General features: G+C 46.9%; 8 protein-coding genes. 2 read left to right on the forward strand and 6 right to left on the reverse strand.

Annotated elements, in window-relative coordinates:
* The first annotated feature begins 4 nt into the window (after positions 1 to 4).
* Complete coding sequence (locus ACTG20_RS14300; protein WP_194496260.1) at positions 5 to 193, forward strand: DUF3283 family protein; 189 nt, start codon at positions 5 to 7, stop codon at positions 191 to 193.
* A gap of 659 nt (positions 194 to 852) precedes the next feature.
* Positions 853 to 2,085 (forward strand): EAL domain-containing response regulator, encoded by a 1,233-nt coding sequence (locus ACTG20_RS14305; protein ID WP_194496259.1) that lies wholly within the window; start codon positions 853 to 855, stop codon positions 2,083 to 2,085.
* Positions 2,086 to 2,181: 96 nt separating this feature from the next.
* On the opposite strand, the gene ACTG20_RS14310 is transcribed toward ACTG20_RS14305, so the two are convergent.
* From ACTG20_RS14310 to ACTG20_RS14335, 6 genes are all read right to left on the reverse strand, one after another.
* Positions 2,182 to 5,811, reverse strand: a complete 3,630-nt coding sequence (locus ACTG20_RS14310; protein ID WP_194496258.1) for an ATP-binding protein — start codon at positions 5,809 to 5,811, stop codon at positions 2,182 to 2,184.
* Positions 5,812 to 5,814: 3 nt separating this feature from the next.
* Positions 5,815 to 6,438, reverse strand: a complete 624-nt coding sequence (locus ACTG20_RS14315; protein WP_139405446.1) for a response regulator transcription factor — start codon at positions 6,436 to 6,438, stop codon at positions 5,815 to 5,817.
* 118 nt (positions 6,439 to 6,556) lie between these two features.
* Positions 6,557 to 7,135, reverse strand: a complete 579-nt coding sequence (locus ACTG20_RS14320; RefSeq protein WP_194496257.1) for a cytochrome b — start codon at positions 7,133 to 7,135, stop codon at positions 6,557 to 6,559.
* Positions 7,136 to 7,544: 409 nt separating this feature from the next.
* On the reverse strand, positions 7,545 to 10,562 hold the full coding sequence (locus ACTG20_RS14325) for an inverse autotransporter beta domain-containing protein (protein WP_439987746.1): 3,018 nt from the start codon (positions 10,560 to 10,562) through the stop codon (positions 7,545 to 7,547).
* 322 nt (positions 10,563 to 10,884) lie between these two features.
* Positions 10,885 to 11,022: a hypothetical protein gene (locus tag ACTG20_RS14330; RefSeq protein ID WP_194496255.1), complete on the reverse strand. Its 138-nt coding sequence runs from the start codon at positions 11,020 to 11,022 to the stop codon at positions 10,885 to 10,887.
* 98 nt (positions 11,023 to 11,120) lie between these two features.
* Positions 11,121 to 12,137: an adhesion domain-containing protein gene (locus tag ACTG20_RS14335; RefSeq protein ID WP_194496254.1), complete on the reverse strand. Its 1,017-nt coding sequence runs from the start codon at positions 12,135 to 12,137 to the stop codon at positions 11,121 to 11,123.
* Positions 12,138 to 12,199: the final 62 nt, after the last annotated feature.

Here is a 12,199-nt window from a genome sequence, read left to right on the forward strand (position 1 = left end):
CAGTATGAGTCACAATCTGTGTGCCCTACCGAAAGAACAGCAAGAACGGGTCGAGGTCGAGAAAGCCGCCGCATATGCGGTATGGAAGGAGCGCAACGGTCACTTGGTCAGCGCAGAAAGCGAAGCGAACCAACATCAAGGTGAACTGAGTCGCTACTTCCTTGAAAAGGTCGCCTACTTCAAGTCTCGCTGACCTTATCAACATGTTCATCGGTGGCTATGCAGGTCACCGCATTCCAAACAACTTAACGAGGTACGTATTGTAACGGCATTGGGGTTTACAAGTCTCAAGTCGTAGTTGTCATTGAAGGCTGCCAGCTGAAACTCTCGATACCTGATGTTAATGAACTCCACGATGACGGGTGTGATGTCATAGACATCGTTTTAAATTCCTTCTAGATGACTCACATTGTGCACACATGCCCCTATTACTCGCTATATGTGTACCTTTAAGTATTCCCTAATGTAACGAAAAACCGAACCAATACTAATAACAAAGCCAATAAAAAATACAATTCTCCAATAATAAAACAGCTTCTCTTTGGAGGACTAATCAGATGAGTCACCACTCTCTTATTAAAGTAAATAATACCGCAACAATAACTAAATAATCAGGCATCAACACGGTAGGAAATTAAAGTAACACCAAAACACATGATTAATTAAAATTTCATGTGCTCATTGAAAATTCATGGTCACCATCTTGTATAGTTAAGGGGGCCCATCCCCTCAAACGCACTTCTTCATACAACCTGCTAAAATAGATAACAAGGCCAAGTCATTCATAAAAATCAGCTTTATTGAGAATCATTCAACACCATTCATGAATCATTTCAAGAGGAGAACAGCAAAATGGAGGCTCATATCTGGAACAATAAAGACAATTTGGTTCTCCTGATTGTAGAAGACTACGCGCTTCACCGCACCATACTGGTCAGTATGCTTAGCAACATGGGTTTCCAACATATTTTAGAGGCAGAGGATGGGTTTGATGCGCTGGAGGTTTGTGAACAAAACTGCGTCGACATTCTGTTCTGTGATCTAAGGCTCCCAGGAATGGATGGCATGGCACTACTACGAAGACTTTCCTCTAAAGAATTTAAAGGAGGAATCATTCTTTCTAGTGTGCTAGAGAACGATGTGGTCGATGCAGTATTGCGAATGGGAGCAGAATTTGGTCTGCAAATATTAGGTAAAATTGATAAACCGACCAACCCTTCTCAGCTAGAAGCATTAATCGGCCGTTGGTCACCAGTATTAACCGTTTTATCCGATAAGAAACAAGAGCCACGAATTACCAATATTGATCTGGAATATGCGATTCAGCATGGACAGATACACCCATGGTATCAACCCAAGGTTGACTTTTTCACTAGTGAATGGTGTGGCATTGAAGTGCTTGCTCGGTGGCTTCATCCAACATATGGGATGATACCACCGGATCTATTTATACCACTGGCAGAAAAACATGATCTAATGCACCCACTTACCGAGATGATTATTCGTGATGCCCTTTCACAATACCATCAGTGTGCCAAAGGCAAACCATCATTAAATATGGCTCTAAACTTATCGGCTAGTTCAATTACTGATAAAAGCTTGAGTAATTTTCTGCTACTACATTGTGGATTGAACCAGATCCCCCCTCAGAAAATCACTCTGGAAATTACGGAAAGTGCGTTTACTGAAGATATCGCTCAAGCACTTGAAGTATTAACACGGCTAAGAATGCATGGGTTCGGTATTTCTATTGACGATTTTGGCACAGGATACTCATCACTACAGCAGCTGGCTTTGCTCCCTTTCACCGAGTTAAAACTTGATCGTACTTTTGTCGATCACTGCCACAACATGCCATCACATCTAGCTATCATAGAAACAAGTATCAAGTTGGCCAATAACCTTGGACTAAAAACAGTGGCCGAGGGCGTAGAGAATATAGATACGTGGCAAATTCTAAAAAAACTGGGCTGCGATATATGTCAAGGTTATATTGCAGGAAAAGCGATGCCATATCATGAATTGAGTAGTTGGCATCTAAATTGGAAAGCCAAGTCAGTAACGTTAAATTCTGGATTCGAGTAAACTTAAAATAAAAAGACCCCTTGCATTTTTAATCATGGGGTCTGAAAAATACCTCAATTATAGTATGAAGATTTAAATCACCCTTCATTTCTTCTCTTATTCAATTACGCCTTTACTCTCCTGCCAATATAAAACCCCCTGTTTTACTTGGCCATAAATATCATTAACCTGATCCAGCGCTCTCGGCATAGACCCACTCAAATTGGGTGCTTGTTCCCACTCGGTGCAACATTCAACAAGTTGATCAGCACCGATGATCCTTGCACCACCTTTGATTCGGTGCAAATAATCGAGAAAACGCCGGCTATCATTATCGTTACTAGCCAATGTCAACATAGCGATATCATCATCCGTAGCCTTCAAGAACTCTTGTAGCAAAGGCAACATAAACTGGGTATTTCCGGCTGCTAATCCCCCAAGCACCTGGTCAATCCGTTCAGCTATTGCTGCACTAGTCGTCACTTGTGCATCATTACCCGATGGTCGTGGATCATGCTTGGCAAGACAATCTCGAATCTGATCCAGACTGACAGGCTTGAATAAACAATCATCCATGCCTACTTCGATCGCATGCTGGATCTGCTCTTGTCTCGCATCGGCGGTCAACCCAATAATAACTGTCCGTTCTCGTTGCTCGTCACGCTCTTGCTGACGATAGCGCTCAGTAAAATCAAGGCCATTTATATCCGGCATATTAAAATCGGTAATAATGAAATCGAAGCGTTGATCCACTAACTGCTGTAAGGCATCCCGACCGGACTCAGCCATCGTAACCTCGTGCCCTAAAAAGGTCAGTTGTTGATTCACCAACAATCGATTAGTTGGATGATCATCGATAATCAGAATTCGACTGCTGCGGGTGGCAATAGCTGATATGTCACTCAACGTCGGGAGTAATGGCCGCACCATAGCAGAACTGCCAACTATTGGTAACCGAAGTGATATCAGGACCCTTGTACCTTGACCCGGTTCGCTCATCAGTTCGAGACGACCCCCCATCATTTCGCACAGGGTACGACAAATCATCAAACCGAGCCCGGTACCAGAACGATACTCATCTTGGGACTGTTCTACCTGACTGAAAGGTTGAAACAAACGAGTTTGATCATCCTGGCTTATCCCTATCCCGGTATCCGTAACGTTTATCGTCACTACACACTCGTCACCCTCGCTTAATAGTGTAAGAGCAAGATCCACGCCCCCTCTATGGGTGAACTTAATCGCATTGCTGATCAAGTTTGATATGATCTGTTTGTAACGCATCGAGTCGATCAAAACCGTCTGTTCATCATCGATGGAACATGTGAGGTAAAGCCCCTTTTCTCGTGCATTCGCCGAGAAAACATTAATTACTGAGCGGCTAATTTCAGCAATATTATGAGGAGCAGGAGATAGCTCAAGCTTGCCTGATTCAATTTTTGATACGTCAAGGATATCCCCAATCAATCCCAGCAATTCTTTCGAAGACTTGAGTGCAATTTCGATTGAATCATTCGCCTGTGCGCTAATACCACCTTTACGAAGGGTCAATTCAAGCAAACCGATTATTGCATTCATTGGTGTGCGAATTTCATGACTCATGGTCGCAAGAAATGTTGTCTTGGCCCTATTGGCATATTCTGCACGCTGTGAGGCTTCTGCCAACTCCTCCATCAAGCGATGACGTTCACTGATATCTAGCCAACCACCAATAATACCACTGACTTCATCGGATAGATCATGATATATATGCAGCCAATAATAAACATGAAAGGCTCGACCATCCGCAAGTTTCAATAAGTGATCATTATTATAACTAACCCCATTTTCATGAAGCTTACGGTAAATCTCTCGAAGATCTTCTTGTGATTGTTCCGATATCGGCAGGTTGGCAATATTTGTGCCTAACATGCGCTCTTTTTCAACCCCGACAAAGCTACAGTAGCTTTTATTACATAATATGAAGTTGTTATCTTTATCTCGAGCGAATACAGGATGAGGAATACTGTCAACCAGATCGTCCATGAATTTAAGCTGTTGCTTTAGCGCGAATTGAGCACGCTTTCTTTCATTGTTTTGGCGGCGCAAGACCAATGCCCATGACACCACTATCAATAGCGTGACGGTTGCTGCAACAATCTCCAGCCAGAATTGATGAAACACATCATTCAAGGTCAATATATCTTGCTTGGCGCTGACTCGCCAACGACTGGATAATACTTCCAGTTCATCTGGTGGAATTGATGCAATAACTTTATCCAATATTTCAATCAGCTCACGATTATCTGGCCGTGTTGTAAAGGCCGCTGCCACCGGCTGTGAGTCATAAAGTTCCCCTCCCACAGCAAGTGAATCGGTATGATTACTGTTAATGAAATATTGAGCAGGCCGCAATGGCACAATCGCAGCGTTACATAGCAGATTGGCAACGCAAGCCAATGCATTGTCGTACTTGTCAAAATAGGTGACTTTCAGATTATCGGACTGGTACTCTTCCACCAATTTTTCCGCTACGGTACTTTTTACCAACGCTAACGGACCATCCTTTAGCACGCTCTCAACATCTGAATACTTATCGTAATTTTCCTTTCTGATCACATAAACCAACGGATCCAACACAATCGCTCTGCTGAAAACCAAAGGCTGGCTATATTTTCTATTGGGGCTGGTAATGGTCACATCAGCATCACCGGATTGCACCGCATCTAATTGATGACGCAAGTCATCCATAATCGCCAGCTTTACATTGATCCCAAGCCGTAGCCGAATTGTTTGTATCAGGTCAGCCAAGATGCCTCGAAAATAGCCATCCTGATCGACGAATCCCATCGGCGGGATCCGGTCATTGACTGCCAGGGTGATCTCTTTCTTTTGCGCCAGAAATGCCTTTTGGGCAGCGGTCAGATTGAGCGACTCACCAACCAACGATACCCCACCTCCAGCCCAGCGTTGATAAATGGCGTTGATAGATGTAGCCGGAATAATGTCGATGGCTTTGTTGATTAATTGCTGGAGGAGTTTGTTTTCGGGAGAAAGGGCAAATGAGAAACCGTAAGAGTTGAATGGTATCGTTTTTCCGAACTCAACATTCTCCAGATAGAATTTGTTGACTAAAAAGTTCCCAGATAACAAGTCGATCAAAACCGCATCATTTCTTTTGTAGGCCACACTGGCCAAGGCACTGTAACGTCCTGAATAATGAATCACTTTTTTATCATTGAACAAGGTGTTGAAAAATTCGTCTGGCAGGTAATCTTGTGGCACCGCAACAGATTCAACGTCGTCTACCTGTATGCCCTGGCGAATAAAGAGCACTGGGGTGTCGCTAATATAGGGCTTAGTGAGTAAAAAACCCTGAAAAGATTCATAGGTGTTTGCGGAACCAATAAAATCTACCTCTCCACGCCTGATTGCCTGCAATGCAGCAGAGCGTGTCTCATAGCGCTTGGCGATGACAGGGATGCCAAAGGTGGCAGAGAGCAACCCCACGATGTCTGCCGTAACCCCCTCATAGTCACCGGACATCAGAGAGATATCGAGAGGTGGATTGTCGGGGGCAGGCACGGCCAACACCAACTGCTTTTTATTGTGCAGCCATGTCTGTTCGGCGGTATTAAAGGGCGTCACGGCTCGACTGACAGGGACTGGCTCACGGGAAAATATTGGAATTATGGTCTGATCCGTTTTTTCTGAAGCGACGACAGTGGTGCAAGTGATAAAAAAAAATAGCGTCAAGATTTTTTTCATGGCTCAGACCAGATTATGGCGTTTGGCAAAGTTAAGAAGATCGACAATATTGTTGAGCTGTAACTTGGTCATTAGCCTTGTTTTATAGGTACTAATTGTTTTTTCACTTAATACCAAATCGTTGGCAATTTTCTTGTTATTATCGCCTCTTGCCAAAGCCATCAGCACACTCATCTCACGCATTGAAAGCGTCTTCAATACCTCTGCACTGTCGATATCTGACTTGCCGGCAGCATCAAAGCGAAGGGCTTGGTCAAATAACACATAGCCAGCCAGCACCTGCTCCACCACAGAAGAGAGCTTGGTGAGATCATCAAGCTTGGAGACAAAGGCGGAGACCCCCAGTTGAACACAGCGGGTTTTGACGTGGTCGCTGTCATGGGCACTTAACACGATAATTCTTGGTGACATGGCCAGCTCGTGGCAGCGCTTGATTACATCAAAGCCATCGATACGGGGAATATTGATATCGAGCACCAGGATATCGGGCGCTTGCTGGCGGATCTGCGCCAGAGCATCGATACCATTATCAAATTCACCCGAGATCTGGTGGCCCTTACTTTTTAACAGGATGCCTACGGCCATTCTGATAGCCGGATGGTCATCCACAATCATGATCGTTGCCATGCGATTCCTTTATCAAGCCAATAGTAAAGCCAGTAAGTGATTGATTGTAACCTAGAACATTATCGATAAGGGGGCAAGTCAGCAGTCGGATGGTACCTGCCGACCTGTGGTACAACACTTAGCGCCACAACATTCTGGTCAAGAGATTGTGCCCCTTGAACCGGTGCACCATCACAGCAGTGATATGCAGCAGCACCACGGCCATCATGGCAAAGGCCAGAACACTGTGGCACTGCAACAAGAGCTGGTAGATGGTGTTAGTGGCCGCTTGTTTGGGATCACCCAACTCAACGAGGTTGGGCAGGGTCAGCCACTCTTGCCAGAACAGGCGCAGTTCGTATCCTTTGGCGTTGGCGGTGGCCCACCCCAGCAGGGTCAGAAGGATCACCCCGTACTGCAAGAACAGATGCACCGCCTTTTCAAGAGCGTGCTTGAGCGGATGATCCGCATTGATTGAACGGGGTCTCTCAGCTCGGTGACTTAGGGAATTGCAGATTCGCACCACAGTCGCCAGCAGTAAAAAGAAACCGACCGTCTCATGGCCGATAAATGTGGCAAACACTGTATCTTTGGTAAAGGGGAGATGGAAGGTTTTAACACTCCAATAAAAAAGAGAAAAAAATATAACCATTGTCATCAAGATAGCTATAAGCCAATGAAAAACAATCATTGTGCCGTGATATTTTTTCACCAACATAAACTCCACCAATTACATTATTACTAACCATAAAAATGAACATACTGCAATGATATTTAAATCAGTCAATTCCTACTATCTAAATGAAACTCAGTAATAACCCCCTATAAATGACAGCAAATTAATTACAGAATTAAAAACAGCACGATTATCTTTAATAGTAGACCGTTCCTAAGTTATTGGTCTTTGACATTACCATACCTCTATTTCTTCAAGCTCTAGCTATACCTACCTTTTACGAGTTTAGCATAACGAAATAATTCGTAAGCACCGTTGAATAACCAGGGCAGCGTTGTTTATTGTTTCAATTAATCTTCCTGTTTGTTTAGTGCTTGGTGTTGGCAGCCCATCAGTAGATGGGCAACCTGTTTATGACAAGACGATTTACGAGACCTTCATCTCCTGACCGTCACTGTGCGGTGACGTGAACACGGAAGGTGTAACCCTGATCCGCACCGGTCGTTGTGTAGCGATCAAAGGAGCCGATATCGGTCCAGTTCACGCCATCATTGGTACGTTGCCACTGGTAAGTCAGCCGTGAACCGCCAGTCAGTTGCTCATCACCCCGGCCGGTTTGTCCGTCAACCTCTCCTTCCAGGCGCACATGGGCATAGAGGATAGTACCCACCGGAGCATAAGCCGGTACATCGTTACCACTCTGGTCAGTCACCCGCACACCATCGCTTGCGATCTGCCCAGCAGCAAAGTTCACATCAGCCTGTTGGCTGGAGCCCAGCAGGGATGCGGTTACAGTAACGCTGGCAATCCCGGTATGTCTCACCTCGATGCGGGCAATACCATTCACATCAGTGATGCTGGTTGTTCCCGAGAGGCTGCCGGCAGTGGTGGTCCACTCGACGGTCACACCGGCTTTCGCATTGCCCGCAGCATCGACTACTGCCACTTGCAACTCGTTACTGTCAATACCATTCGCTACAGCGTTATTACGTACCACAGTCAGGCTGTTATCACTCAACTTCATACCACCATTAAGCGGGTCGTTCGGGTCGAGCGGATTGCTGCCGTTATCTACTTCGGTCTTGTCATCAATGCCGTCACCATCGGTATCCTTGTTCTCCGGATCGGTACCGAGCTGGCTTTCCTGACCGTTGGTCAGGCCGTCACCATCAAGATCCCCGTCCGGATCAGCCACCGGGTCGTTCGGGTCGAGCGGATTGCTGCCGTTGTCTACTTCGGTCTTGTCATCAATGCCGTCACCATCGGTATCCTTGTTCTCCGGATCGGTACCGAGCTGGCTCTCCTGACCGTTGGTCAGGCCGTCACCATCTATATCCCCGTCCGGATCAGCCACCGGGTCGTTCGGGTCGAGCGGATTGCTGCCGTTGTCCACTTCGGTCTTGTCATCAATGCCGTCACCATCGGTATCCTTGTTCTCTGGATCGGTACCGAGCTGGCTCTCCTGACCATTGGTCAGGCCGTCACCATCAAGATCCCCGTCCGGATCAGCCACCGGGTCGTTCGGGTCGAGCGGATTGCTGCCGTTGTCTACTTCGGTCTTGTCATCAATGCCGTCACCATCGGTATCCTTGTTCTCCGGATCGGTACCGAGCTGGCTCTCCTGACCGTTGGTCAGGCCGTCACCATCTATATCCCCGTCCGGATCAGCCACCGGGTCGTTCGGGTCGAGCGGATTGCTGCCGTTGTCCACTTCGGTCTTGTCATCAATGCCGTCACCATCGGTATCCTTGTTTTCCGGATCGGTACCGAGCTGGCTTTCCTGACCGTTGGTCAGGCCGTCACCATCAAGATCCCCATCAGGGTCAACAACTTCAGGTCTGGTTCGGCTTTGCAGTACCTCAAGGGCGCTATACGCACTGACCTCGTTGCCCTTGATGTCACGAACAATGACGGTGATACCGTATAAATTGCTGCCTTCGGCTTCAAATACGGGCAACTCGGGCAAGCGCAGCGTGGTCAAATCGGCACCGCGCAACTGCGCTGCCGGAATACCAAGCTTGTCAAACAAGGGGCTCTGCCAAACAATCTCGGCAACAGGGTGTTTGCTGCGTAGCTCCTGCACCGAAATATCAAACGGGCTGCCTTCGAACCCACTCAGCTGTTGCGGTAATGCCACAGACATCAGTTGTGCCTTGGTATATTCGAGAACAATCTGGTTGTTACGCTCGACCAGGTCATAGCGCATGCCGCGCATGGACTTGTTGACCTTGCGGCCATCCAACATGTTGTTGAGTGACTCGCCCAGACGCCATTCAAGATTTAACCCAAACTGGCTGTTGCTCTGACCACCGGATGCTTCAGTGTGCTTGACATCAAATTTGACCAATGGAACGGGCTGATACCCGACCCCCAGGGTAATGGCATGGGGATCTTTCTCCAGCTTCTGGGAGCCCAAGATATCCACCTTGTCACCAAAATACTGCTCTGCGGTCACAGAGCCTGACAGTGCCGGATGCGAAGGCAGATAGGCCTGAATGTTGACATCAATACCACTGGCCGCACGGGACAAGTGATCTTCGATCTTGTCGCTCTCTTTCCAGGAACTCAGCGGTATATAGCCGTTAGCAGACATCTTGAGACTGTCACGCCATGCTTCTGCACCAATACCGGCACGGGACGCGCGCTCGGTGAAATCCTGGTCATAAAATGCGTTGTAACCGAGCATCCAATCTTTGGTGAAATGGCGCTGGCCGATACCAACGTTCGCGATGATGTTGTCATTGCTGGATTTTCTGACCCCACCTTGCACAAACGGCATGCGCGACTCGCTTTCTGCGAACGGCATCAGCACATCAAGGGATGACTCGGCAAAATTCATTTCATCGTCGAGAGCAATCTTGGCTCTGGCGGTCCCCTTGCCTACCAATTCCTGAGCATACTGGTTGGCTTCGGCCTCAAAACCTGAGACAGCTTGACGTTTCCAGTACTGCGCTTCCTCTTTGGCGCCATAGGATGAACCTGTAACAACAGATGCATTGTCAGCATTACCGTACGTCTGGCGTGCAAATTTATCAGCTAGGGTCTCATCAACCCCAGGCTCATCGTTGGTTGCAAACTGGGTTGCAATGCGCGCAGTATTTTCCGCAGCGTAATCGGCAACGGATTTAGCGCTCTCATTGCTCGATGTCAAATTAAGAGGATTTTTGCCGCCCAGCTCAGGGAGAGCCAATGCTGCTGGCACAATAATTTTTTGGCCAACGTCAAGAGGGTGAGTTGCCAGCCGGCTCTCGTTCATGGCAAGCAGAGTATGAACAGCTACACCATGAGCTTTGGCAATACCACTCAGGCTGTCACCTACTTTAACGGTGTAAATATTCTGTGAGGACTGTTCCTGACGTTTTTTCGTTTCCGGTATTGCACCAGCAGCGTATGCAATCGGCAATACAGCGTTATGTCCAATAAAGAGGTAAGCCCATACCAGTTGATAGACGCGGCTTTTCTTAAACATACTTAAAACTCACTTCTGTTGTTGCAATATATGTCAGCGGTCCATCAATTGGAGAATCCATGTCAGCTATCATATAGAAATGGACGAACATGCGATGTAGGAAATCACCTATAGCGATGTAGGGCTCACCTTATGCGATTAAAATTACAATCCACACCTTAAAAGTGACCAGTATGTTGTTTTATGTTCTTAGATTTCACAAAAAAACTTAAGTCTATTCCTACAAGGGTTTTATCTTTAAACGTGGCATTATTTAGTCGCGTAACACATATCCCGTGCCTGGCTGACAAGTTGCGCGTTTAATAAAGTCAGATCATCGACTTTATCCAGCCATTTTGGCCGCCGCCAGGCGGCTTTTTTTATGCGCAATATCTTGATTATCATTTCTATACATTCTAACATTCACCAGTCTGCTCTGCTGAAACAGCATAAACCCACCTTTTAATTTCTTGCCAGACACAAGCACTCAAGTAGCATTTCGCCACTTATCCTTATGCTGCATCAAAAAGTGTGGACAAATAAAAAGACCGCTTCGAGCGGTCTTTTTTATTCATATCGTCATCCACTAACACAGAGATAATACTCATTGTTTATCGAGTAGGTTCCGTTAGTATTTCCATTATCCAGTCTGAATGCCCAATGTAAGCTACCCGCGGTGTGAATGTCTGATGTCCAAAATGCATAGATGTTTGTTGGCCAGCCAATAACGGAAGATATTTTATTGGCTGGGTAGGCATTATAGAGAAGCTGATATTCGGTCCTCGTGGGTAACCTCAAACCTCGCTGCTGACACTTTGTCGTTGCACCACTATGGGAAGCCAGTTCGCCCGACACTGCAGAACGGTAAAAAGTAAGCGCCCCTACTTTCACTTTTAGATGCGCTACTTTCCATACCGATGATGTCCTCTTTTTACCCAGATTTGCCAACCCACTCTGAGCCATCGGCTCAACCTCTACGGCCAGCTCTTTATTGAGATCGCTCTCTTTCACCATGTATTGGCGTGCCGATTCGCCGGCCATAGCAACGCCGTTGACGTACCACTGATAGCGACTGGCGCCTTCAAGGTCTCCATCCAGATCTTCATACAGGTAACTGGCTGAAACAGCTGTTCCTGGCCCAGCCAACTGACCACGGTTGACCTCGATATTGCTAACCTTGGGTATCCGGCCAGTCGCCAGTTCAGTCCAGTTGCTACCACCTTGTGTTGCTTGCGGATAGCCCCGTGGGGTAACCGCACGCGCCGCAACGTAATAACTTACTGATTCAGACATCTGTTGCGCATCGCCGTATGAGCAAGCGCCCTGACCAGACGGCTCAGAACACCAGCGTGTCTGGTAAGTGATCTCGTCACCATCCGGATCAATAGAGCCGTCAACGCGATCCACGCGAAGATACTGATCTTGTGTCATGGCTTTAAATGTAATGGCAGGGGCTGTTGGAGCACCGCGCCCATAAATGGCTGCCGTCGAATCACTCTCCTTGGCTACGGCTGAGTGACCTGCCAGCACAAACAATATCAGGCATCCTATCTTTGACCGGCGCAGGGTTGGGTGTAAACGCTGTGGTAGTGTCATGGTTTCTCCCTTGGTTAAACTGTCGCAATATGAACTTATTGCCAACCCGTATGTTGATAAAA

Source organism: Aeromonas sp. 84A (assembly GCF_051919345.1).
Lineage (GTDB): Bacteria > Pseudomonadota > Gammaproteobacteria > Enterobacterales > Aeromonadaceae > Aeromonas > Aeromonas veronii.

Bases quoted from the DNA above. Each gene is read 5' to 3' on its own strand.
- ACTG20_RS14325 (WP_439987746.1), bottom strand. From the start codon at position 10,562: ATGTTTAAGAAAAGCCGCGTCTATCAACTGGTATGGGCTTACCTCTTT.
- ACTG20_RS14320 (WP_194496257.1), bottom strand. From the start codon at position 7,135: ATGTTGGTGAAAAAATATCACGGCACAATGATTGTTTTTCATTGGCTT.
- ACTG20_RS14310 (WP_194496258.1), bottom strand. From the start codon at position 5,811: ATGAAAAAAATCTTGACGCTATTTTTTTTTATCACTTGCACCACTGTC.
- ACTG20_RS14335 (WP_194496254.1), bottom strand. From the start codon at position 12,137: ATGACACTACCACAGCGTTTACACCCAACCCTGCGCCGGTCAAAGATA.
- ACTG20_RS14300 (WP_194496260.1), top strand. From the start codon at position 5: ATGAGTCACAATCTGTGTGCCCTACCGAAAGAACAGCAAGAACGGGTC.
- ACTG20_RS14315 (WP_139405446.1), bottom strand. From the start codon at position 6,438: ATGGCAACGATCATGATTGTGGATGACCATCCGGCTATCAGAATGGCC.
- ACTG20_RS14305 (WP_194496259.1), top strand. From the start codon at position 853: ATGGAGGCTCATATCTGGAACAATAAAGACAATTTGGTTCTCCTGATT.